Origin of the sequence: Streptomyces sp. NBC_00299, assembly GCF_036173045.1 — a bacterium.
In the GTDB taxonomy this organism is placed as follows: Bacteria; Actinomycetota; Actinomycetes; order Streptomycetales; family Streptomycetaceae; genus Streptomyces; species Streptomyces machairae.
Genome location: NZ_CP108039.1, coordinates 6943290 through 6965651, shown reverse-complemented (window position 1 = coordinate 6965651; position 22362 = coordinate 6943290). Strand labels below are relative to the sequence as shown.

Sequence of the window (22362 nt, the reverse complement as noted above, 5' to 3'; positions counted from 1 at the left end):
GCAGGCGAAGGCCGGTCAGCCGAAGAAGACGCCGACCTCTTCGTACAGCTTCGGATCGACCGTCTTCAGCTTGGCCGTGGCGTCCGCGATCGGGACGCGGACGATGTCGGTGCCGCGCAGGGCGACCATCTTGCCGAAGTCGCCATCGCGGACCGCCTCGATGGCGTGCAGTCCGAAGCGGGTGGCGAGCCAGCGGTCGAAGGCGCTGGGGGTGCCGCCGCGCTGGATGTGCCCGAGGACGGTCGTACGGGCTTCCTTGCCCGTCCGCCGCTCGATCTCCTTGGCCAGCCACTCGCCGACGCCGGACAGCCGGACGTGCCCGAAGGAGTCCAGCGACTGGTCTTTCAGCACCATGTCGCCGTCCTTGGGCATGGCACCCTCGGCGACGACCACGATCGGGGCGTACGACGCCTTGAAGCGCGAGGTGATCCAGGCGCAGACCTTGTCGACGTCGAAGCGCTGCTCGGGGATGAGGATGACGTTGGCCCCGCCGGCCAGCCCGGAGTGGATGGCGATCCAGCCGGCGTGACGGCCCATCACCTCGCAGACGAGGACGCGCATATGGGACTCGGCGGTGGTGTGCAGCCGGTCGATCGCCTCCGTGGCGATGCCGACCGCGGTGTCGAAGCCGAAGGTGTAGTCGGTGGCGGACAGGTCGTTGTCGATCGTCTTCGGTACGCCGACGCAGGGCACGCCGTACTCGTCGGACAGCTGTGTGGCGACGCCCAGGGTGTCCTCGCCGCCGATGGCGATGAGCGCCTCGACCTCCTGCTTGGCGAGGTTCTCCTTGATACGGCGGATGCCGTCCTCCTGCTTCAGCGGGTTGGTGCGCGAGGAGCCGAGGATGGTGCCGCCGCGGGGCAGGATGCCGCGCACGGCGGGGATGTCGAGACGGATGGTGTCGTTCTCGAGCGGACCTCGCCAGCCGTCCCGGAAGCCGACGAAGTCGTAGCCGTACTCCTGTACGCCCTTGCGGACGACGGCCCGGATGACGGCGTTGAGACCGGGGCAGTCGCCGCCTCCGGTCAGTACTCCGACCCGCATGGAAATGTCCCTTCGCCGCGGTTGCCTGATGAGGCCACGCTAATGGTGATACAGGTCACACAGGGATGGGCGGGAAGGGCAATTCCGGTGAAGTGTCAGGCGGTTGGTTTACGCACCGGTTCGTTCATCGGGTCAGCGGATCGCCGGATCACTCGTCGTCGAGGCCGCGCTCGATCGCGTATCGGACCAGCTCAACCCGGTTGTGCAACTGCAGCTTGCCGAGGGTGTTCTGGACGTGATTCTGGACCGTGCGGTGGGAGATGACGAGGCGTTCGGCGATCTGCTTGTAGCTCAGGCCCTTGGCGACGAGCCGCAGCACCTCGGTCTCGCGCTCGGTGAGCTGCGGGGCCCCCGGCTGGTCGGTGTCCTGCGCGGCCGGCGCCGGCTCCGAGGCGAGGCGGCGGTACTCGCCGAGGACCAGCCCGGCCAGGCCCGGCGTGAACACCGGGTCGCCGACGGCGGTTCGGCGCACCGCGTCCAGCAGCTCCTCCGTGGAGGCGGACTTCAGCAGGTACCCGGTCGCGCCGGACTTCACGGCCTCCAGGACGTCGGCGTGCTCGCCGCTCGCGGACAGGACGAGGACGCGCAGCGCCGGGTTGTGGCCGACGAGTTCCTTGCAGACCTGGACGCCGGGCTTGGCGGGCAGGTTGAGGTCGAGCACCAGGACGTCGGGGGCGGCGGCCTTGGCACGGCGTACCGCCTGGTCGCCGTCGCCGGCGGTGGCGACCACGTCGAAGCCGGACTCGGCCAGGTCGCGGGCGACCGCGTCGCGCCACATGGGGTGGTCGTCGACCACCATGACCCTGATCGTGCCCTGCCGTGCGTCCGGTCCGCTCGCGGTGTCCGTCATCGCTGCTCCGCCTTCCCCCGTGAAGCGCTGCTGTCCTTCGGTACTTTCAGTTCCACTTCGGTGCCCTGCCCCGGCACCGAGATCAGCTCGGCGGTGCCGCCGAGGTCCCGCAGCCTGCCGCGGATCGACAGGGCGACGCCGAGCCGCCCCTCACCCTCGGCCTGGGCGAGCCGGCCCTCGGGGATGCCGGGTCCGTCGTCCCGTACGGTGACGATCACCTCGTCGGGTTCGTCCTCGACGAGGATCCACGCACGCGCGTGCTCCCCCGCGTGCCGGCGGACGTTGTCCAGGGCGGCGCCGACGGCCGCGGCCAACTCCCGCGCAGCAGCCGGGGTCAGGGACACGGGCGCGCCCGGCTCGGCGAGGCTGACCATGGCGCCGGCGTACGGGGCGAGCAGCACGCGGAGATCGACCGGACCGGTGGGACCGGTGGAGTCGTCGGGCTCCTCGACGGCCCGTACGACCGCGCCCTCGGCGGCGTCCTCCGACACCCTCGACACGGGCACCAGGCCGCCCGAGACCAGCGTCCGCAGTGCGACCTCCTGCTCGCCCGCCATCCGGCCCAGCTCGGCCGCCTCGCCGCCGATGACGGCACCGCGCCGCTGCACCATCGCCAGCACCTGGAGCACGCTGTCGTGGATGTCCCGGGCGAGCCGCTCCCGCTCCCGCGTCGCCGCCTCGATCTCCAGGGCCCGGGCGAGGGTGCGCTCGGAGGCGCGGGCGACCTCGACGACGTAGCCGATGGCGATGGACGCGATCCAGACGAGCAGCACCATGTGGACGGTGTCGCGGGTCGGTACGCCGGAGCGGTGGACCAGGTTGGCGGCGGCGACCAGCGTGGAGGCGAAGGCGGCCCAGCGCCAGCCGCCCTTGATGGCGAACGCCAGCACGGCGCCCGCCGTCCATATCGACGGCAGCGTCGGGGCCCCTGCGTCGATCCGCTCGGGCGACTCGGCGAGCCGCGTGAGCAGGATGCCGGCCAGGGCGATGGTGAGGTCGACGGCGAGGAAGCGCTTGGTGCAGCTCGCGGCGTTCGCCACGCGAGGCAGGGTGGCCAGCGTCCAGACGGTCAGGACGGCGAAGTAGCCGATGGCCACCCAGGGACGGGCGATCTCGTCGTACGCGCTGACGAAGAGCCCGATCGCGTACACCAGGGTCAGCACCCGGTATCCGGTGAGCGCACGCCACAGCGGCTGCTCGACCGACATCCTCATGACCCGCTCGCGCTTGGCCATGCCCCCCACCCCTCGGCTCAGTGTGCGGCCGACTCTATTCGGACAGTTCCTTCTTCTTCCGCGCCTGTTCCTTCTCGGCCTTCGCGGCCTCCGCGATCTGCCGCTTGGCGGCGGTCGCGTACATGTCGACGTACTCCTGGCCCGAGAGCTTCATGATCTCGTACATGACCTCGTCGGTCAGCGCGCGGAGCACGAAGCGGTCGTGCTCCATGCCCTGGTACCGGCCGAAGTCCAGCGGCCTGCCGATCCGGATGCCCGGCCGCATGAGCTTGGGCATGACCTTGCCGGGCGGCTGGATCTTCTCGGTGTCGATCATGGCGACCGGGATGACCGGCGCTCCGCTGGCGAGCGCCACGCGCGCGAGGCCGCCGGGCTTGCCCCGGTAGAGCCGGCCGTCGGGCGAGCGCGTGCCCTCGGGATAGATACCGAACAGCTCACCGCGCTCGAGGACGTCCGTGCCGCTCTTGATGGCCGCCTCGCCCGCCCCGCGCCCGCCGGAGCGGTCCACGGGCAGCTGGCCGACGCCCTTGAAGAACGCGGCCGTCAGCCGGCCCTTGACGCCCGGAGTGGTGAAGTACTCGGCCTTCGCGATGAAGGTCACCTTGCGGTCGAGGACCGCGGGCAGGAAGAACGAGTCCGAGAAGGAGAGGTGATTGCTCGCGAGGATCGCGGGGCCCTCGGCGGGAATGTTCTCCAGGCCTTCCACCCAGGGCCTGAAGGCGACCTTCAGCGGTCCCCCGATGGTCACCTTCATCGCGCCGTACAACAACCGAGTGCCTCCTGTGTCTGTCGCTCAGACCTTAACCCGGGGCACTCCCAATGACTCCGACGACCCTGGTCGGTGTCAGTGCGGTCGCGTACGGTGAAGGACACCTGGATGTATCGACTTGCGGCTCCGCCGCGTGGGTCGTTGTGGTTCCTCTCGTCCATGTCGTCCTTCTCACGAACAGGAGACCGTAAGGTGCCGGTCCTTCCTGGAGCAGAGCCGTACCGCCGTGCCGGCGGTGAGGTCGGGGTTCTGCTCTGCCACGGCTTCACCGGTTCCCCCCAGTCGCTGCGCCCCTGGGCGGAGTCTCTCGCCGGGCAAGGGCTCACCGTCTCGCTGCCGCTGCTGCCGGGGCACGGCACGCGCTGGGAGGACATGCAGCTCACCGGCTGGCAGGACTGGTATGCCGAGGTGGACCGCGAGCTGCGCAGCCTGCGCGAGCACTGCACCCGGGTCTTCGTGGCCGGCCTGTCCATGGGCGGCGCCCTGGCCCTGCGGCTCGCCGCGAAGCACGGGGAGGACGTCGCCGGGGTGCTGGTCGTCAACCCGGCGAACAAGATCCACGGGCTGTTCGCGTACACGCTTCCGGTGTCCCGCCACTTCGTCCGTACGGTGCCGGGGATCGTCAGCGACATCGCCAGGGAGGGCGGCGTCGAGATCGGGTACGACCGGGTTCCGCTGCACGCGGCCCACTCGCTGCGGACCTTCTTCCGCCTGGTCGACGGCGAGCTGCCGCAGGTCACCCAGCCGCTGCTGCTTCTGCGCAGCGCCCAGGACCACACCGTGCCGTCCGCGGACTCGGCCCGGATCCTGAGCAGGGTGTCGTCGACGGACGTAACGGAGGTCGTGCTGGAACAGAGTTATCACGTGGCGACGTTGGACCATGACGCGAACCGGATCTTCGAGGAGAGCCTCGGCTTCATCGGCCGGCTCGCAACCGGCGTCGGCAAGGGAAGGACGACCGCACGTGGCTGAGCACGACTCCGACCGCGAAAGGCGCGAGGACCGCGACGATCGCGAGCCGGAAGAGCAGCACGTCCCGTTCGACGAGGACGCAGCCTGGGCCGCGATCGTCGCCGGGTTCGGCGACGAGCCGCCGGACCCGCCCGGCTCGAAGCCCTACAAGTCCGTGGAGGACCTGGCCCTGCCGGAGTCCGACACCAACGACGAGACGGGCGGCAGGAGGGACGATCAGCCGACGGCCGGGCAGGACGACAAAGGCGCGAAGGTCAAGCAGACCGACGAGCCCAAGGAGGACGAGCCCGCCAAGTCCCTCGGCAGCTCGATCTCCTTCGCCCCCGGCGTCGGCCCACGCGACTACAGCGTGCCCGAGCCGGCCGAGGACGACTTCGACGCCGACGACGAGGGCCACTTCGTCCCGCCGGAGCCGCCGCCCCTGCCCGCCGCCGACGCGACCGCGAAGTTCGCCTGGCTCGCGGTGATCGGCGGGCCGGTCCTGCTGCTGCTCGCCGTCGTACTCAACTGGGACATGACGTGGTGGCTGGCCACCCTGGGCATCGGCGGATTCCTGGGCGGGTTCGCCACGCTGGTGATGCGGATGAAGACGGACGACGAGGACGGCGACGATCCGGGGCGGGGCGCGGTCGTCTGACCTACTGCGCTGCCGGGACTCTGAGGGCGGCCAGGACCGGAAGGTGGTCCGTGGCCGCCCTCAGGTCTGTCCGCGTGATCCCGGGATGGCCGACGGGAACCCCGCATCCGACCACCTCGATGCCCTTGGTCGCGAAGATCGCGTCGATACGTTGATGCGGGTCGACGGGCGTGGAGGTGTACTCGTCGCCCCACGGGCTGGTGGCCCAGCAGTCCTGGAGGCCTTCGGCCAGCCGGTGGAAGGTGCGGCCGCCGGGGCGTTCGTTCAGGTCGCCGCCCGCGACGGCGTGTTCGACGCCCATGCCGGCGAGGCGGTCGAGCAGCATGCCGCCCTGTTCGTAGCGTTCGTCCTTCTGCAGGGAGAGGTGACAGCAGAGCACGCCGAGGCGGGAGCCGCCGAAGCGGACCACCGCCGTGGCGAAGCCGCGTCTGTGGAGTCCGGGGGTGAGCGGGAGGAGTACGTCCTCGGTGCGTTCGATCGTCGCCCGGAGCGAGCAGAGGATCGCCGGGCCCGCGGCCGTGGCGCCGCCCGTGAGGATCACGAGGTTCGCCGCGCGGGCCAGGCGGGAGAGTTTCTTGCGCCAGCGGAAGAAGCGGGGGGCTTCCTGGATGAGGACCAGGTCGGGGGCGCAGGCGGTGATGACGCGGGCGAGGGCGTCCGTGTCGTCGCGCATCGAGCGGATGTTGTAGCTGAGTACGCGGATGAGGGCGGAACCGTCGGGCTCTGTGTGGGAGTTGGGCAGCAGCTCCATGTGGATCAATTTACGCCCAATGGCTCGGGGCGCGAGGTTCATGGCGACAGCCGGTCGTACGTGGCTGGTCGCGCAGCTCCCCGCGCCCCTGAAGAGTCGGACCCACCGGCCCTTTACATGATCGGGTCGGGCTCCCGGGCCAGGTCCGCCGCGCCCACCAGGCCCGCCTTGTTGCCGAGCTGGGCGGCGATGACGTCCGCCACCGGGCGCCAGTTGCCGCCCACGAGCCAGCGCTTGTAGGACTTGCGGATGGGGTCGAGGACCAGCTCGCCCTCGTCCGAGAGGCCGCCGCCGACGATGAAGGCGGACGGGTCGAAGAGGGAGGCCAGGTCGGCGAGGCCGGCGCCGGCCCAGCGGGCGAGCTCGCGGTAGGAGTCGACGGCGACCGGGTCACCCTGGCGGGCGGCCATGGAGATGTGCTTGCCCTCGATGCCCTCGGGGCTGCCGTCCCCCATGCCGAGCAGGACCTCGGCGCTCTCGGGAGTGGCGTTGGCGCGCTGCTTGGCGTATCGGACGAGGGCGCGGCCGGAGGCGTACTGCTCCCAGCAGCCCTGGCTGCCGCAGCCGCAGAGCAGTCCGTCCGGCACCATGCGGATGTGGCCGAACTCGGCGGCCACGCCGTAGTGGCCGCGGCGCAGCTTGTTGCCGATGATGATGCCGCCGCCGAGGCCGGTGCCCAGCGTGATGCAGATGACGTTGCGGTGGCCCTTGCCGGCGCCGAACTTGTACTCGCCCCACGCGGCCGCGTTGGCGTCGTTCTCGACTACGACCGGGAGGCCGACGCGGGCCTCGACCTTCTCCTTGAGCGGCTCGTTGCGCCAGTCGATGTTGGGGGCGAAGTAGACCTCGGAACGCTGACGATTGACGTAACCGGCCGCACCGATACCCACGCCGACGATCTCGTGCCCGGCGCGCGCGCCCTCCACCGCGGAGGCGATGGCGTCCACGATGCCCTCGGGCGTGCCCGGGGTCGGCACCTTGTGGGTCGAGAGGATGTTGCCTTCCTCGTCGACCACGCCGGCCGCGATCTTCGTGCCGCCGATGTCGACGCCGATGGTGAGTCCCATGAATCCCTCAGTTTCGGTCGAGCCCCGCTACGGCCAACCGTACCCGAGCCCCTGTCGTCGCAGTCCCCGTCGTCCGCCCGGCGGACGGGCCGGCCGAGGCCCTGAACACGGGGCTCGGCTCATCCGTCGACCGGGGAATCAGTCCAGGTCGATGCGCTCGCCCGGACCGGCCTCGTCGCCTCGGTCGGGACGCTCGTCCAGGTCGTGCCCGCCCGTCTCCCGGGTGGTCCAGCGCTGTTCCTGGGCCTGGACCGCGGAGCGGTAGGCGGCGAGGAGTTCGCCGCCTGCCGCGGCCAGGTGGTCGAAGACGTCGGGGTTGCGCTCGATGACGGGCTCGACGGCGGCCTTTGCCTGCTCCACGACCTGCTTGACCACCTGCTGGGCGGCGGGTCCGGCGACCGCGCCGAGCAGCGGGGACTGGATGGTCGAGAGCTTGTCCGCGACGGCGTCGACGAGCTTGCGCAGTTCCTCGGCGGCAGAGCCCGGGGGCGTGCCGTACTCGGCGCGGCGGCGGGCCTTCTCCTCCGCGAGGTCCTCGGCGCACGCCGTGGCCCAGGCGTCGGCGTCGGTCGCCCGTACCTCGTCGATCGCCTCGTGCTTGTCGGCGTCGGACGTGGGGAGCTCTTCGCTCATGACGGACTCCTGACTACGGTTCGTCTCTACGACGTTACCCGAACGGGCGTACCTGCTTCACCGGGTCCTCGGCCACAGTCCCGGATCCGGCGCGAACCGGATCCGCAGCTCGCCGTCGCGCAGCCCGGCCCCGTCCACACCGCACCGGCGCAGGGCGGACGGCAGGGGCACGATACGCCGGAACTGTCCCGCGGTGAGGACGATCTCGTCGCCGCGCCGGACGAGGTCGAGTTCGTCGCGTACGGCGCCGGGCAGGGGGATGTGCCAGACGAGGACGCCGTCCTCGGCCAGCCGGTCGACGACGGGCCACTCCACGGTGGACGACGTCGTGTTGACGGCGGGCACGGCGAGCGCGGCGAGGTCGTCGGCGCCCCGGGGGTCCCGTCCGAGGTGGCCGACGCCATGGACGTCATGGTCCTGCCGCCACTCCTCCAGGACCTTGCGCTGCTGGGTGACGGGTCCGTCGAGCCAGCTGCCCGCCATGGCCTCCGCCTCCGGCAGGACGCGGTTGGCGATCAGCAGGTCGGGGCGCAGGCCGCGCAGGGCGAGGGCGAGGGTGGCGGCGCGCACGGCGTCGGCGCCGGCCGGGCCGGGTTCGGCCACCAGCCGTACGACGGTGTCGCGGTCGTCGACCACGGCCTCCACGGCGGCGAGCTCGACGTCCCAGCGGGCCGCGGTCTCGTACAGCCACTCCGCGGGCATCGGAACTCCGGCCAGCCGCCCCAGGACGGGCCGCAGCGCGCGGGCGGCCTGCCGTTCGGAGGGGATCAGCCGGCGCAGGTAGCGGCGCAGCTCCTCGGGGAGCGAGAGCAGGGCGAGGGCCTGCGGGGTGGCGGGCAGATCCACGACGAGCAGGTCGTGCCGCTCGCCGAGGGCGGCGTCCCGCAGCGCCCGCAGCAGCGCGAGCTCCTCGGCACCGGGGAGGGGAGTGACCTCTTCCGGGTCCAGCCGGGAGGCGCCGAGGAGGTCGAGGGCGGCGGAGGCGCGTTCCTGGAAGCCGGCGAGGTCGTCCCGGAAACTCAGCGCCGCGTCGGGGCGCCAGGCGGTGAGGGTCTCGCTGACCCGCGTCGGCGTCGCGCCGGTCGGCACGCCGAGAGCGGCACCGAGGGTGTCGGTGCGGTCGCCGCCGAGCAGGAGGGTGCGGGTGCCCTCACGGGCGGCGGCGAGCGCGGTGGCGGCGGCGACGGTGGTACGACCGCTGCCGCCAGGGCCCGTGATCAGGATGGTGCGCATGGGGGTGAACCGTAACGGACGTCGGGATCAAGGCCGCTCGGAACGCAGCCCCGGCCTGACGACACCGACTACCCATGTGACGCCGGTCCAGGCGTTCCAGCCCGTCCGGCGTTCGAGCACGGGGGCAGGGGCGGCGGGGGCGGACCCCTACTTGCCCGACTCCACCCGCTTCTTCAGCCCCGCCAACGCCCGGTCGATGATGACCTTCTCGGCCTTCCGCTTGATCATCCCCAGCATCGGGATCTTGACGTCCACCGTCAGCTGGTAGGTGACCTCGGTCGATCCCGCGCCCGCCGGCTTCAGAATGTACGAGCCGTCCAGCGACCGCAGCATCTGGGACTTCACCAGCGTCCAGGACACCTCGTTCGCACCGGTCCAGGTGTACCCCAGTACCTGGTCGTCCTTGATCGCCCCGGCGTCCATGACGAGCCGGACCTGCTCGGCGCGGCCCTGGTCGTCGGTCTTGAGGACCTCCGCCTCCTTCACCTCACCGGTCCAGTCCGGGTAGCGGGCGAAGTCGGCGATCACCCCCATGACATCGGCCGGTGCCGCCTCGATCATGATGCTCGAGCTGGTGTGTTCCGCCATCGCCGTGGCTCCTCCAGATGCGGGCCGGTAAGAAGTCGTGGTGCGCACGAGTGCGCAGCGTGAAGGCTACCGCGCGCCCGACCAGCCGACTTCACCCCACCTGCGATCCCGGCCGGATCCCGGCGGCCGGCTCACCATTCCAGTGCCCACGGCTTCCCCGACCCGGCGAAGTGCCCCACGTTCACGCACTCCGTCGCCCCGATCCGCATCCGCCGCGCCAGAGGCTGGTGGACGTGCCCGAAGAGGGAGTAACGGGGACGCGTACGTCGAATCGCCTCCAGCAGTGCCCTGCTCCCCCGCTCGAAGCGGCGCGCCACGGTGTCGTACACCAACTCGGGGACCTCCGGCGGAATGTGCGTGCACAGCACGTCCACCTCCCCCACGGCCTCGACCTTCGCGGCGTACTCCTCGTCGCTGATCTCGTAGGGCGTCCGCATCGGCGTCCGCAGGCCGCCGCCCACGAACCCGAAGGTCCAGCCCCCGATCTCCACCCGCTCCCCGTCCAGCACCGTCGTGCCCGGCCCGGCGTACTCCGGCCACAGGGGCGGCATGTCGACATTGCCGTACGTGGCGTACGTCGGCGTCGGGAACGCCGCGAACATCTCGGCGTACTGCCTGCGCACCGCCTTCTCGATCACGGCACCCCGGTCCGAGCCGATCCCGGCCCACAGCCGCGCCCCGAACTCGCGGGCCTCCTCGAAGCGCCGTTCGGTGCGCAGCTCCACGATGCGATCGGCGTTCTGCGCGCCGAACAGGTCGGGGAAGATGCCGCGCGAGTGGTCGGCGTAGTCGAGGAACAACACCAGGTCGCCGAGGCAGATCAGGGCGTCCGCGCCCTCGCCGGCTTTGGCCAGGTCACGGGCGTTGCCGTGCACGTCGCTGACCACGTGAACGCGGGTCCGGCGGTTTCCGGTCGGTGTCGGTGCCATGGCGATCAAGGGTAGGCGTGTGCGGCAAACGTGAACAGTGGCGGCGGGACCCATGGTTACTGGCCAGTCGTCAGACGGCTCGACTACTGTGCGCGCAGAAGCACCCCATCCGTGAAGCACCAACCGTGTGACGCAGCGAACATCTCGTCGGGACCCCCTGTCGAAGAAGCCATACCGGCGGGTAACGTCCGGTCGGTCCAGTCGTGCTCAGGATTTCAACTTGTGAATCCCTGAGCACCTGCCCGAGCCTTGGACCGCACCGTCGCATCACACAACGTCGTGGCGCCGGCGCCCTATGAGGAGCAGCAGTCTTGCGCGAGTTCAGCCTTCCGGCTTTGTACGAGGTCCCTGCGGACGGCAATCTGACCGACATCGTCCGCAGAAACGCCGCGCAGCACCCGGACGTCGCCGTCATCGCCCGCAAGGTGGGCGGTGCCTGGCAGGACGTGTCGGCCACCGTGTTCCTCGCGGAGGTGCACGCGGCCGCGAAGGGGCTCATCGCCGCCGGGGTCCAGCCGGGCGACCGCGTGGGCCTGATGTCCCGTACTCGCTACGAGTGGACCCTGCTCGACTTCGCGATCTGGTCGGCGGGCGCGGTGACCGTGCCGGTGTACGAGACCAGCTCGCCGGAGCAGATCCAGTGGATCCTCTCCGACTCGGGCGCGACCGCCTGCGTCGTCGAGCTGGACAGCCACACCGCCGCCGTCGAGTCGGTGCGCGATCACCTGCCCGCCCTCAAGCACGTCTGGCAGATCGAGGCCGGTGGCGTCGAGGAGCTGGGCCGGCTCGGGCAGGACATCAGCGACGCGACGGTCGAGGAGCGCAGCTCGCTGGCCAAGGCCGACGACCCGGCGACGATCGTGTACACGTCCGGTACGACGGGCCGCCCCAAGGGCTGTGTCCTCACCCACCGCAGCTTCTTCGCCGAGTGCGGCAACATCGTCGAGCGCCTGCGGCCCCTGTTCCGCACCGGCGAGTGCTCGGTCCTGCTCTTCCTCCCGCTCGCGCACGTCTTCGGCCGTCTGGTGCAGGTCGCGCCGATGATGGCGCCGATCAAGCTGGGCACCGTCCCGGACATCAAGAACCTCACCGACGAGCTGGCCTCGTTCCGGCCGACGCTGATCCTGGGCGTCCCGCGCGTCTTCGAGAAGGTCTACAACTCGGCGCGCGCCAAGGCTCAGGCGGACGGCAAGGGCAAGATCTTCGACAAGGCGGCGGACACGGCGATCGCCTACAGCAAGGCGCTGGACACCCCGTCCGGCCCGGCCGTGGGCCTGAAGATCAAGCACAAGGTCTTCGACAAGCTCGTCTACAGCAAGCTGCGCGCGGTGCTCGGCGGCCGGGGCGAGTACGCCATCTCCGGCGGCGCCCCGCTGGGCGAGCGGCTCGGGCACTTCTTCCGCGGCATCGGCTTCACGGTCCTGGAGGGCTACGGCCTGACCGAGTCCTGCGCCGCCACCGCCTTCAACCCGTGGGACCGGCAGAAGATCGGCACGGTCGGCCAGCCGCTGCCGGGCTCGGTCGTGCGGATCGCGGACGACGGGGAGGTGCTGCTGCACGGCGAGCACCTGTTCAAGGAGTACTGGAACAACCCGGGCGCGACCGAGGAGGCGCTGGCCGACGGCTGGTTCCACACCGGTGACATCGGCACCCTCGACGAGGACGGCTACCTCAGGATCACCGGCCGCAAGAAGGAGATCATCGTCACGGCGGGCGGCAAGAACGTCGCGCCGGCCGTGATCGAGGACCGGATCCGGGCGCACGCGCTGGTCGCGGAGTGCATGGTGGTCGGCGACGGGCGGCCGTTCGTGGGCGCGCTGGTCACCATCGACGAGGAGTTCCTGGACCGCTGGTGCGCGGACCACGGCAAGCCGGCGGGTTCCACCCCGACGTCGCTGCACGAGGACCCCGACCTGCTGGCAGCGATCCAGTCGGCGATCGACGACGGCAACGCCGCGGTGTCGAAGGCGGAATCGGTGCGGAAGTTCCGCATTCTGCCCGCCCAGTTCACGGAGGACTCGGGCCACTTGACGCCGTCGCTGAAGCTGAAGCGCAACGTCGTGGCGAAGGACTACGCGGACGAGATCGAGGCGATCTACCGGAAGTAGTCTCCCGGCGCCGTCCGGGCTGCCGGGTACTCGTTGTCGGCCTACAGCAGCGTTTGCAGCTTCTCCGCCAGCAGGTCCCAGCGCCATTTCTCCTCGACCCACTCCCTGCCCCGCTCGCCCATCCTCCGGCGCAGCTCGGGGTCGCTGAGGAGTGTGGTGATGCGGTCGGCGGCCTCTTCCGGGGAGCCGCCTCGCACGACCCAGCCCGTCTCGCCGTCCAGTACGGCATCCGGCGCCCCGCCCGAGTCGCCCGCGACCACCGGCAGGCCCGTGGCCGAGGCCTCCAGGTAGACGATGCCGAGGCCCTCCACGTCCAGGCCGCCCCGGCGGGTGCGGCACGGCATGGCGAAGACGTCGCCGGCACCGTAGTGGGCGGGCAGCTCGGACCAGGGGACGGGCCCGGTGAAGTGGACCGAGTCGGCGACGCCCGTGTCGTGGGCCAGCTTGCGGAGGTCCTTGTCGTACGGGCCGCCCCCGACGATCAGCAGCACGGCGTCCGGCTCGGCGGCCAGGATGCGGGGCATGGCCAGGATCAGGGTGTCCTGCCCCTTGCGGCGCACCAGCCGGGACACGCACACGACCACCGGCCGGTCCGTCAGCCCCAGCCGCGCACGGACCTCGTCCCCGCCCGACCCGGGATGGAAGGTCTTCTCGTCGACCCCCGGCGGCAGCTGCACCATCCGCGAGGCCGCGTCCGGCGTCAGCGCGGTGGCGATCCGCGCGCGTGTGTACTCGCCCAGGTATGTGATCGTGTCCGTCGACTCCCCGATCCGGCGCAGCAGCTGCCGGGCCGCGGGCAGCTGGGCCCAGCCCGCCTCGTGGCCGTGGGTCGTGGCCACCAGCCGTTCGGCACCGGCCCTGCGCAGCGCCGGTGCCATCAGGCCGAGCGGAGCCGCCGCCCCGAACCACACCGACGTGCAGCCGTGCTCACGCAGCAGCCCGACCGCGCGCCGGGTCGCCGCGGGCGTCGGCAGCAGCATCGTCGTGCGGTCCCGTACGACCGTGAAGGGCTGGTCGGCGTCGAAGGCGGCGGTGGCCTCGATGCCCTCGCGGCTGCGCTTCCAGGTGGAGGCGTAGACGACCAGCCGCTCCGGGTCGAGCCGGAGCGCCATGTTGTGCAGGAACGCCTGGATGCCGCCGGGGCGGGGCGGGAAGTCGTTGGTCACGATCAGGGTCTTGTGCACGCCGCCGACCTTACCGAAGCAGCCGTTCACAGCCGGGGCCCGGCCAGGTGTGTGGCCTGCACACAGGTGGACAGGACATCATGTTTCACTGAGGCGGGAAGCGAACGGCAGGGGATCCGGTGGAGACGACGGGCACGCGGCGGTCCTTGGCGTGGCTGCTGGGGATCTGGGGCCTGACCAGGGTGGTCCTGCTGCTCTTCGTGTTCAAGGTGTACGTCTTTCCCGGCCCGGACGTCACCAGCGACGTGTCGGTGATCTACCAGGGCTGGTACGAGGTGCTGCGCACCGGAACGTTCCCGCTGGACGACGTCACCTGGCAGTACCCGCCCGCCGCCGCGCTGCCGATCCTCTCCCCCGCCCTGGTGTTCTGGCTGGACTACACGTCGGCGTTCTTCGTCCTCGCGTTCACCGCGGACCTGGTCGTCCTGCTGCTCCTGCTGTACGCGGGCGTGCGGCCCGGCCGGACGCTGGGCGGCGCCTGGGTGTGGGTGGCGGGCGTGCCGCTGCTCGGGCCGACGGTGTACGCCCGCTACGACGTGATGGTCACCGCCGTCGCCGTGGCCGCGCTGCTGGCGGGCGCCCGGCATCCCCGGCTGATGGGCGCGCTGACGGCCTTCGGGGCGATGCTGAAGGTCTGGCCGGTGCTGTTGCTGCTCGCGGCCCGCAGGCGCGGCACCTGGCTGTCCGCCGCGCTGACCGCCGGCGCCATAGGGGTCCTGTTCGCCGTCGCGATGCCCGGCGCGTTCGCCTTCCTGACCTTTCAGCGCGACCGCGGCACGGAGGTGGAGTCGCTGGGCGCGCTGGTCTTCCATGTGGCCCGGCAGTACGGCTGGGACGGCCAGGTGCTGCTGAACTACGGCTCGGTGGAATTCCTCGGTCCGTACGTCGACGTCGTCAGCACGGCCGCTCTCGTCCTGAGCGGGCTCGCCTTCGGCTGGCTGCTGCTGTGGCGGCTGAGGGCGCGGCGGTTCCTGTCGCACACGCTCGCGGACGCGGCGTTCGTGGCGGTGCTGATGTTCGTGACGACCAGCCGGGTGATCAGTCCGCAGTACCTGGTGTGGCTGGTCGGCCTCGCGGCGGTGTGCCTGTGCTTCCGCGGCAGCCGGATGACGCTGCCCGTCGGCCTGGTCCTCGCGGCGTGCTTCGTGACGGTGCTGGAGTTCCCGGTGTGGTTCGCGCACGTCGTCGCCAGCGACGGCCTCGGCGTCACCCTCCTGTTCCTCCGCAACGGCCTGCTGGTCCTCGCCACGCTCCTCGCGGCCCGCGAGCTCTGGCGCTCGACGGTCACCCGTCCCGCCCCGGCGCCCGTACCGGCTCAGGCGGCCCGCGCCAAGGAAACGTCCCTGCCGTCCTGACGCCGGGCCTTCATCCGAAGCAGCACCAGGACCGCCACGCACTGCACCGCCATGGCCGATCCCAGCGCCAGGCACACGCCCGGCAGACCGAGGCCGGACAGCCCGTACGCGAGCGGTAGCTGTACGGCCGTACCGAGCAAGGTCACCCGCAGCAGCAGGGGCGCTCCTCCACTCCCCTCGAAGACCCCGCCGAGAGCGATGAAGCAGGCCATCAGGAGCAGGTAGGGCCCGATGCAGCGCAGGAAGAGCACACCGGCGTGGGCGACGCCCGGACCGGCACCGAACGCGGCCATGATCCAGGGCGCGGTCACGCCCAGCAGTACGGCCGCCGCGAGCGCGAAGGCCCCCGCGAGCCGCACCGCCTGCCGTCCGATCGCCGACCGCGCGTCCTCACCGCCGCCGAGCAGATGCGCGGTGTGGATGGCGGCGGCCTGGCGTACGGCGTAGAAGCCCATGGTGGCGACGTACAGGACCTTGTACGCGATCGAGTACGCGGCCACCGCCGTCACGCCCAGCCGTGCCACGATCGCGACCAGCGCCAGCGTGCCCGCCTGTCGCACGGTGAAGTCGGCCGACATCGGCAGCCCGGTCCGCAGTGTCCGGCGCAGCGCGGCCCCGACCGGCTCGGCGGGCGGTGCCTCGGCAGCCGCGCGCAGCAGCGGGTTCCTCCGCAGCGCGGCCAGCCCCACCGCGAGGGCCACGCTCCGGCACAGCACCGTCGAGGCTGCGGCGCCCTGGACACCGTAGGCCTGGATGAGGAACGGGTCGCAGACCAGGATCAGTCCGCCTGTGAGCAGCGCGAGCCGCATGGGCGTCCTGGTGTCGCCGGCCCCCTTGAGGATGCCGTCGACCAGGGTCTGCGCGAAGAACACGGCGACACCGGGCAGCGAGATCGCGAAGTACCGCACGGCGAGGGGCAGCGCGGCCCCGTCACCGAGCACCAGCCGCGCCAGCGGCTCCCGCCCCGGAAATCCACCCGCCACGACCACCGGCGTGACCAGCGCCCACACCGCCCATCCCCCGCGCACCGCCGCCCGCACCGCCCCCGGATCCCGCGCACCCCTGGCGTGCGCGACCAGCACGGTCGTACCGGAGCCGAAGACGAGGGCGACGCCGAGCAGGACGTTCTCGGTGTTGGTCGCGACGGCCACGGCGGCCACCGCCGGGCCGCCGAGCCGGGAGACCCAGACGGTGTTGATGATGCCGGCGGCCACGGAGGCGAGAAGCGAGAAGTAGACGGGGTGGGCGAGCGAGATGAGCTGCTTGCGATGCGCGTTCACTGTCCAAGCCCCCTCAACGCAATGAGCTACCTCGAACCGAGGTAGCTCGATAAGAGGTACCATGGCGCCATCACGCCCGCAAGGAGGACCATGCTGGAGCTGTCGATCCTCGGCTTCCTGGCCGAAGAGCCGCTGCACGGCTATGAGTTGAAGGAGCGGATCAAGGCGCTGAGCGGCCATGTCCGCCCCGTCAGCGACGGTGCGCTCTATCCGGCGATCACACGACTGATCAAGGCCGGGAAGCTCGACGAGCACACGGAGCCGGGTGCGAGCGCCGCCCCGCGCCGGATCCTCTCCCTCACCGACGCCGGCCGCGAGGACCTGCTGGAGCGCCTGCGCCACCCCAAGCAGGTGGAGATCACGGACCAGGTCCGCTTCAACACGCTCCTGGCCTTCCTACGGCACCTGCCGGACCGCCGGGAGCAGGCCGGAGTGCTGCGGCGCCGCCTGGAGTTCCTCACCGCGCCCACGAGCTTCTTCTACGACGACGGGCAGCCCGTCCGGGCGGAGGAGGCGCAGGACCTTTTCCGGCAGGGCATGCTGCGGGTCGCCCGGGCGACGGGTGAGGCGGAGCGTGCGTGGCTGACGGAGGCGATCGCGCTGCTGGATCAGCCGAGCTGAGTCCGCAGATAGTCCCGCCACTCCCCCGTGAACTCCTCCAGCGACGTCCCGAGTACGTCCTTCAGCGCGCCCTCCACCGCGCCGGCCCGCTTCTCGTGGGCCCCCACGGCCCGGTAGAACTCGGCGAGCCTGACCTCGCCCCAGCGGTCCGCGATCAGCCGGCAGGCCAGCCAGCCGCTCTCGTAGGCCCGCGCCAGCCTCCCCGCGTCGCCGGTGAAGCCGAAGTCCGCGTCCGCCGGGAGTTCCTGGGGCGCCCGCCCCTCGGTCACCGCCTGCCACAGCTCCGGCGCCGCCTGGGACGGGGAGCGGCCGCTGCCGAGGTAGCCGATCCAGTCGGCGTAGCCCTCGGACAGCCACAGCGGCGTGGCCTCGGTGGTGTGGGCGCGAGTGGCGACGTGGGTGGTCTCGTGGGTGAGAACGACCTGCTTGCCGGTGCTGCCGAGGACGCCGTACGCGTCGGGATTGACGATGATCCGGTCCGCGGGCGCACTCGCCGGGGCGCCGGTCTCCCCGGTGGTGACCGCGGCGATCCCGCGGTAGGAGGACTCGGGCGAGCCGAGCAGGCCCGCCATGTCGGCCAGCGACATCGGTACGAGGATCACCACGCGCCGGGGCCAGTCCGTGCCCCACGCCTGGGAGACGGCCGGCACGGCGTGGTCGGCCAGCTCGGCGTACGACCGCAGGGCCGCTTCGGACTGACCGACGCCCAGGACGAGGCTGTCGTCACCGCGTACGGCACTCACCTCGCCCTGGTCCCAGAGCTGTTCGGCGGAGCCCTTCGCGGGCCGCTCGGCCTCGATGTACCAGTGGCCCTCCACGTCCAGGCGCAGGCTCAGGGTGCGGCCGACGCTGACGGGAGCCCGGTCGTGGCCCTGGACGCGGTAGCGCAGCTCGGCGTCGGCGAGGGCGGTGTCGCCGGTGCGCCGCAGGGCGGTCAGGCGGTACGACCAGTCGGCCAAGGGCACCGCGCCCAGGTTGCCGAACCAGTCCCGGGCGCCCGAGCGCAGGAACGCCGTCTCGTCGCGGTCGAGTATCGCGGCCGCCCGGTGGTCGAGAACCTGCTGCACCTCGGCCTTGGCGCTGTCGGTGGCGGGCCGCCCGCCGCAGCCCACCAGCGAGACGAGCAGCAGACAGAGCGCGACGACGACGCGTGTTCCCCGCGCCCCCGACGCCCGCCTTCGACCAGCCATTTCCCGATCGTACGGCGGCGACGGCACGAAGGTCAGACCCGCGCGGCAGCGGCCTCGGCCCCGCGTCAGACCCGGGTGACCGTCGCCCCGGGCATCATGCCCACCGGGTCGTAGCGCACGGGGGCACCGGGGTAGGGCGCGTGGATCACCTGGCCGTTGCCCACGTACATCCCGACGTGGCTGGCGTCGCCCCGGTAGGTGACCACGTCGCCGGGCTGGGCCTCGGAGAGCGGGACCTGCCGGCCGGCGTACCGCTGCCCCTGCGAGGTCCGCGGCATGGCGACGCCGGCCTGGGCGTACGACCACTGGATCAGGCCCGAACAGTCGAAGCCGGAGGGACCGTTGGCGCCCCAGACGTACGGCCTGCCCAGCGCCGAGTGGGCGGCGGCGACGGCGGCTGCGGCGCGGCCCGAGGGGGCCACGAGGCTCCCGAAGTCGGGCATGCCGGCGCGCCCGGAGCGGGAGGCACGGTCGTAGGCGGCACGGTCGGCCGCGGTGAGGGAGTTCAGCAGCCTGCGGGCCTGGGTGAGTTTGCGCTCGACGGTCCGCTTGTGGACGGCGACGGCCTTGCGGCTCTTCTCCAGGTCGAGGAGTTTTCCGGTCGCCTCGGAGCGGTCCTGGGCGAGTCGGCGCATCGCGTCCTGCAGCTCCTTGAGCTCGCCTGCCTGGTGGGCGCTGAGCCGGGCGATGCGCGCGGCCTTGTCGAGGTAGTCGGCCGGGTCGTTGGAGAGCAGCAGCGCGAGCGACGGATCGAGGCCGCCGGACCGGTACTGGGCACCGGCCAGCGAACCGAGCGCGTCCCGCTTGGAGTTGATGTCCTCCTGCTGCCTGGCGATCCGGTCCTGCGCGTCGGTCACCTGCTTGCGGAGCTTGTCGGCACGCTCGTCGGCCCTGTTGTAGGCCTCGGTGGCCTTCTCGGCCTCCTCGTAGAGGCGGTCCACCTTGGCCCGGGTGTCGTCTTGTGGCGCGGCCGAGGCCGGTACGACCCCCAGGGCCGTGGCGGCGGCTGACATGACGCAGAGCGCTGCTCCGGCGCCCCGGTCGAACCCGGTCGATGCAAGGCGGCGATGGGACCCCACGGGAGCCGCTCTCCTTCCGCTGGCGGACAAGGACCTTCCCCGGCGAGCGGGGAAACGCGGCAGACAGTAGCTCCGTGCCGGGGCATCGACCAACGACTGAAGCGGGCACACACAGTGACGCCCCGCCTCTGACGCAGGTCATGGGCGGGGCGCGGGGTCAGCAAGTGTTGTCGTGATTCGCCCGTTCGGGCGGCACGTGGTGTTGATCTTGCGGGTGTTCGGCCGGGATCAGATCCGGACGCCGAACTGGTACGGCATGTTGTTGATCGACTCGTAGCGGACGACCGTGCCGCTGCGCGGGGCGTGCAGGACCTGGCCGTTGCCCGCGTAGAAGCCGACGTGGTGCAGATCGCCGTAGAAGATGACCAGGTCGCCGACCTTGAGCTCGGACTGGCTGTAGATGCGCGTGCCGTAGCTGGCCTGGGCCTGTGAGGTGCGCGGGATGGAGACGCCGGCCTGGGCGTAGGCCCAGGAGGTGAGGCCCGAGCAGTCGTAGGAGGCAGTGCCGGTGGCGCCGTAGACGTACGGCTTGCCGATCTGGCTCTGGGCGGCCTGGAAGGCGGCCATGGCACGGCCGGAGGCGGAACCGGTGTTGCCGAGGTCCACGCGGTCCGCGGCGGAGCGGCTGGCGCGCTGCTCCTCGGCGGCGAGGGCGGCCTTCTCCGCGGCCGTCAGCGTGTTGAGCAGCTTCTGCGCCTCGCCGAGCTTGCCCTGGACCTGCTTCTTCTTCTTGCCCAGTTCGGTGCGGGTGGAGGCGAGGTCCTTGAGCTTGTCGGACGCCTCGGTGCGCTGCTGGGAGAGCTCGCGCTGCTTGTCCTGGATCTTCTTCAGCGAGTCGACCTGCTGGGCGCTCAGCTGGTCCATGGTGGACGCCTTGTCCAGGTAGTCGTCCGGGTCGGACGACAGGAACAGCTGGACGGAGGAGTCGATGCTGCCGGTGCGGTACTGGGCGGCGGCTGCGAGACCCATGCTGTCGCGCAGCTCGTTGAGCTCTTCCTGGCCGCGGGCGACGTTGTCCTGGATCGTGGAGATCTCCTTCTGGAGCTTCTCCTGCTTCTCCTTGGCGCCGTTGTACTTCTCGGTGGCCTGCTCGGCCTCCTCGTAGAGCTTGTCGACCTTGGCCTTGACCTCGTCCTTGCTCGGCTTCTCGCTGGGGGCCGCGTTGGCGGCCTGCGCACTGATGGCCACGGCAGCAGCGGCAGCGGTGGTCAGCACGGTCACTCGTGCTCGGCTCGGCTGCTTGGGTCGACGGTGGGACGCCACGGAGGTGAAACCCTTCTTGTGAGTGATCACCCGCTCGGAGGTTCGAGGCCAGACCCTAGTGACCCAGTTGTGATCAGATCAAATCCTCACACGAAAATTCTCGTCACACCAATCATTCTTTACCCACAACTCACATCTCGTGACGCAGGATTGACGCTGGGTCGCGCAGGATTGACGCCAATTCGGGCATTGCGCCCGTACGTTGGCGTTATCAGGACAGCCGCTTGAGAAGCACCGCAGAAGCCACCGGCCGTGCCCCGGCCCGGGCGACCCCGTCCGCCACCTCACGGTCGGTCGAGGCGACGATGACCGGACGGCCCGGCGGCTCGGCGCGCACCAGCTGCCGGATCAACTCGTCGGCGGTGACGCCCGGTTTCGAGAACAGCACCCGCACCCCGCGCGGCGGCGCGAGAAGCACCGGCGCGGCCAGCTCGGCCCCGTCGAAGACACAGGTCACCTCGGCGCCGGTCTGCGCGGCGAGCTGCGAGAGCTGGCCGAGCAGCCTGAGCCGCTGCTTCTCCAGGGGCATCTGGGGATAGCCCGTCTTGGTGACGTTGTAGCCGTCGACCACCAAGTGCGCCTGGGGCAGGGCGAGGAGCTGGTCGAGGATCGCGGGGTCGTTCTCGGACAGCGCCCGGGCGGCGATGTCCTTCGGGGTCATTCGTCCCGGTTCGACCGCGTCCACGGTCTCGGCGGGCCGTACGGAGACCGGCGGCAACGCCAGCTCCCGGCGCAGCCCTTGGGCGGAGTCCAGCAGGGTGTCCAGAAGCAGGCGTACGCGCATGTCCTCGACGCTGCGCCCCTCGCGTGCGGCCCTGCGCGTGGCCTCCAGGGCGGCCTCGGCCTCCCCGAGCCGCGCCTTGAGGCGCCGGGTCTCGCTCTCGGCCGCGGAGACCTGGGCGTGCCCCTCGGCCCGTACGGTCTCGATCTCGCCGTGCACCTTGCGCAGGGCGGCCTCGCCGCGCTTGACGTCGCTGAGGGCCGAGCGCAGCTTTCGGTGAAGCGATTCGGCTTCCTTCTTCGCCGCGTCCAGCTCGGTGCGCAGCCGCTCGGTCTCGTGCCGGGTGTGCTCACGGGCGTGGGCGAGCTCCTCGCGCAGCCGCTCCAGCTCGGCGCGGTTCTCCTCGTCGACGCGCTCGGCGTCGGCGCGCTGGGCCTCCTCGCCGGCCGCGGTGACCAGCTTGACCCAGCCCGTGGGGCGCAGAACATAGGCCGCGGCCGCCACGTCGAGCGGGTCCGCGGCCGGGGGCGCCGAGCCGGCGTCGAGGGCGCCGGCGAGTTCCGGCTGGCCCTCTCTGAACTTCTCCCCGATGCGCTGCCGGAACAGCGGATCGGTCTCCAGCGCCGCCGCCATCGCGTTGCCGGCGAACTTGGCCCGTCGGTTCGGCGCGAATCTGGCGTACTGCCGCAGCTGTGCGGGCAGTTCACCGACGGTCAGGCCGCCGAACCCGTCGGACACGATCTGTACGACCTTGCGCCGTACACCGTCGGGCAGCGGACGGTCGAGCACCTCAGCGGCGCCGTCGTCCGGCCCCCCGCCTTGTGTCTCCACCATCCGTCACACCCCAATGCCT

The 22362-nt window shown here is 71.3% G+C and carries 21 protein-coding genes; 5 read left to right on the top strand and 16 right to left on the bottom strand.

Annotated elements, in window-relative coordinates:
* Positions 1–15: 15 nt before the first annotated feature.
* The 4 genes from OHT51_RS31005 to OHT51_RS30990 form a co-directional block, all read right to left on the bottom strand.
* Positions 16–1044, bottom strand: coding sequence for a 6-phosphofructokinase (locus OHT51_RS31005; protein WP_328882203.1), 1029 nt, complete (start codon positions 1042–1044; stop codon positions 16–18).
* Positions 1045–1192: 148 nt separating this feature from the next.
* Complete coding sequence (locus OHT51_RS31000) at positions 1193–1894, bottom strand: response regulator transcription factor (RefSeq protein ID WP_328882202.1); 702 nt, start codon at positions 1892–1894, stop codon at positions 1193–1195.
* A complete protein-coding gene (gene macS / locus OHT51_RS30995; protein ID WP_328882201.1) occupies positions 1891–3129 on the bottom strand; it encodes a MacS family sensor histidine kinase in 1239 nt (412 codons plus the stop codon). Before macS ends, OHT51_RS31000 begins: the two co-directional genes overlap by 4 nt.
* A gap of 34 nt (positions 3130–3163) precedes the next feature.
* Positions 3164–3895: a lysophospholipid acyltransferase family protein gene (locus OHT51_RS30990; protein WP_328884503.1), complete on the bottom strand. Its 732-nt coding sequence runs from the start codon at positions 3893–3895 to the stop codon at positions 3164–3166.
* Positions 3896–4090: 195 nt separating this feature from the next.
* Between OHT51_RS30990 and OHT51_RS30985 the strand changes: the two genes are divergently transcribed.
* Both OHT51_RS30985 and OHT51_RS30980 read left to right on the top strand, forming a co-directional pair.
* Positions 4091–4870, top strand: a complete 780-nt coding sequence (locus OHT51_RS30985) for an alpha/beta hydrolase (RefSeq protein ID WP_328882200.1) — start codon at positions 4091–4093, stop codon at positions 4868–4870.
* Positions 4863–5507: a hypothetical protein gene (locus tag OHT51_RS30980; protein WP_328882199.1), complete on the top strand. Its 645-nt coding sequence runs from the start codon at positions 4863–4865 to the stop codon at positions 5505–5507. The genes OHT51_RS30985 and OHT51_RS30980 overlap by 8 nt, the downstream gene beginning before the upstream one ends.
* A gap of 1 nt (position 5508) precedes the next feature.
* Here the strand turns inward: OHT51_RS30980 and OHT51_RS30975 are convergent, their stop codons facing one another.
* The 6 genes from OHT51_RS30975 to OHT51_RS30950 form a co-directional block, all read right to left on the bottom strand.
* Positions 5509–6258 (bottom strand): endonuclease/exonuclease/phosphatase family protein, encoded by a 750-nt coding sequence (locus tag OHT51_RS30975; RefSeq protein WP_328882198.1) that lies wholly within the window; start codon positions 6256–6258, stop codon positions 5509–5511.
* Between the two features lie 113 nt (positions 6259–6371).
* A complete protein-coding gene (locus tag OHT51_RS30970) occupies positions 6372–7325 on the bottom strand; it encodes an ROK family glucokinase (protein WP_328882197.1) in 954 nt (317 codons plus the stop codon).
* Between the two features lie 138 nt (positions 7326–7463).
* Positions 7464–7958, bottom strand: a complete 495-nt coding sequence (locus tag OHT51_RS30965) for a DUF5304 domain-containing protein (protein WP_328882196.1) — start codon at positions 7956–7958, stop codon at positions 7464–7466.
* A 57-nt stretch (positions 7959–8015) separates the two neighbouring features.
* Complete coding sequence (locus OHT51_RS30960) at positions 8016–9191, bottom strand: ArsA family ATPase (protein WP_328882195.1); 1176 nt, start codon at positions 9189–9191, stop codon at positions 8016–8018.
* 147 nt (positions 9192–9338) lie between these two features.
* On the bottom strand, positions 9339–9779 hold the full coding sequence (locus tag OHT51_RS30955) for an SRPBCC family protein (protein ID WP_328882194.1): 441 nt from the start codon (positions 9777–9779) through the stop codon (positions 9339–9341).
* Between the two features lie 131 nt (positions 9780–9910).
* The gene (locus tag OHT51_RS30950; protein ID WP_328882193.1) at positions 9911–10708 is read right to left on the bottom strand and encodes a metallophosphoesterase family protein; all 798 of its coding nucleotides are present in this window, start codon (positions 10706–10708) and stop codon (positions 9911–9913) included.
* Positions 10709–11019: 311 nt separating this feature from the next.
* On the opposite strand from OHT51_RS30950, the gene OHT51_RS30945 reads away from it, so the two are divergent.
* Entirely contained in the window at positions 11020–12816 is a 1797-nt protein-coding gene (locus tag OHT51_RS30945) for an AMP-dependent synthetase/ligase (protein ID WP_328882192.1), read from the top strand.
* 41 nt (positions 12817–12857) lie between these two features.
* Here OHT51_RS30945 and OHT51_RS30940 read toward each other — a convergent pair whose 3' ends face one another.
* Complete coding sequence (locus OHT51_RS30940; RefSeq protein WP_328882191.1) at positions 12858–14000, bottom strand: glycosyltransferase family 4 protein; 1143 nt, start codon at positions 13998–14000, stop codon at positions 12858–12860.
* A gap of 119 nt (positions 14001–14119) precedes the next feature.
* Here OHT51_RS30940 and OHT51_RS30935 point away from each other — a divergent pair, with 119 nt between their 5' ends.
* Positions 14120–15355, top strand: coding sequence for a glycosyltransferase family 87 protein (locus OHT51_RS30935; protein ID WP_328882190.1), 1236 nt, complete (start codon positions 14120–14122; stop codon positions 15353–15355).
* On the opposite strand, the gene OHT51_RS30930 is transcribed toward OHT51_RS30935, so the two are convergent.
* On the bottom strand, positions 15316–16635 hold the full coding sequence (locus OHT51_RS30930; RefSeq protein ID WP_328882189.1) for an MATE family efflux transporter: 1320 nt from the start codon (positions 16633–16635) through the stop codon (positions 15316–15318). The two genes, OHT51_RS30935 and OHT51_RS30930, sit on opposite strands and share 40 nt — an antisense overlap.
* Before the next feature lie 90 nt (positions 16636–16725).
* Here OHT51_RS30930 and OHT51_RS30925 point away from each other — a divergent pair, with 90 nt between their 5' ends.
* Entirely contained in the window at positions 16726–17256 is a 531-nt protein-coding gene (locus OHT51_RS30925; RefSeq protein ID WP_328882188.1) for a PadR family transcriptional regulator, read from the top strand.
* Here the strand turns inward: OHT51_RS30925 and OHT51_RS30920 are convergent.
* From OHT51_RS30920 to OHT51_RS30905, 4 genes are all read right to left on the bottom strand, one after another.
* Positions 17244–18446: a hypothetical protein gene (locus tag OHT51_RS30920; RefSeq protein ID WP_328882187.1), complete on the bottom strand. Its 1203-nt coding sequence runs from the start codon at positions 18444–18446 to the stop codon at positions 17244–17246. The genes OHT51_RS30925 and OHT51_RS30920 overlap by 13 nt on opposite strands.
* Before the next feature lie 65 nt (positions 18447–18511).
* Entirely contained in the window at positions 18512–19525 is a 1014-nt protein-coding gene (locus tag OHT51_RS30915) for a C40 family peptidase (protein ID WP_328882186.1), read from the bottom strand.
* A gap of 228 nt (positions 19526–19753) precedes the next feature.
* Complete coding sequence (locus tag OHT51_RS30910) at positions 19754–20788, bottom strand: C40 family peptidase (protein ID WP_328884502.1); 1035 nt, start codon at positions 20786–20788, stop codon at positions 19754–19756.
* Between the two features lie 211 nt (positions 20789–20999).
* Complete coding sequence (locus OHT51_RS30905) at positions 21000–22343, bottom strand: NYN domain-containing protein (RefSeq protein ID WP_328882185.1); 1344 nt, start codon at positions 22341–22343, stop codon at positions 21000–21002.
* Positions 22344–22362: the final 19 nt, after the last annotated feature.

What these genes read in the sequence shown, in the direction of transcription:
- OHT51_RS30970 (WP_328882197.1), bottom strand. Translation starts at nt 7,325, where the DNA reads ATGGGACTCACCATCGGCGTCGACATCGGCGGCACGAAGATCGCGGCC.
- OHT51_RS30950 (WP_328882193.1), bottom strand. Translation starts at nt 10,708, where the DNA reads ATGGCACCGACACCGACCGGAAACCGCCGGACCCGCGTTCACGTGGTC.
- OHT51_RS30925 (WP_328882188.1), top strand. Translation starts at nt 16,726, where the DNA reads ATGCTGGAGCTGTCGATCCTCGGCTTCCTGGCCGAAGAGCCGCTGCAC.
- OHT51_RS31005 (WP_328882203.1), bottom strand. Translation starts at nt 1,044, where the DNA reads ATGCGGGTCGGAGTACTGACCGGAGGCGGCGACTGCCCCGGTCTCAAC.
- macS (WP_328882201.1), bottom strand. Translation starts at nt 3,129, where the DNA reads ATGGCCAAGCGCGAGCGGGTCATGAGGATGTCGGTCGAGCAGCCGCTG.
- OHT51_RS30960 (WP_328882195.1), bottom strand. Translation starts at nt 9,191, where the DNA reads ATGCGCACCATCCTGATCACGGGCCCTGGCGGCAGCGGTCGTACCACC.
- OHT51_RS30965 (WP_328882196.1), bottom strand. Translation starts at nt 7,958, where the DNA reads ATGAGCGAAGAGCTCCCCACGTCCGACGCCGACAAGCACGAGGCGATC.
- OHT51_RS30975 (WP_328882198.1), bottom strand. Translation starts at nt 6,258, where the DNA reads ATGGAGCTGCTGCCCAACTCCCACACAGAGCCCGACGGTTCCGCCCTC.
- OHT51_RS30955 (WP_328882194.1), bottom strand. Translation starts at nt 9,779, where the DNA reads ATGGCGGAACACACCAGCTCGAGCATCATGATCGAGGCGGCACCGGCC.
- OHT51_RS30920 (WP_328882187.1), bottom strand. Translation starts at nt 18,446, where the DNA reads ATGGCTGGTCGAAGGCGGGCGTCGGGGGCGCGGGGAACACGCGTCGTC.
- OHT51_RS30905 (WP_328882185.1), bottom strand. Translation starts at nt 22,343, where the DNA reads ATGGTGGAGACACAAGGCGGGGGGCCGGACGACGGCGCCGCTGAGGTG.
- OHT51_RS31000 (WP_328882202.1), bottom strand. Translation starts at nt 1,894, where the DNA reads ATGACGGACACCGCGAGCGGACCGGACGCACGGCAGGGCACGATCAGG.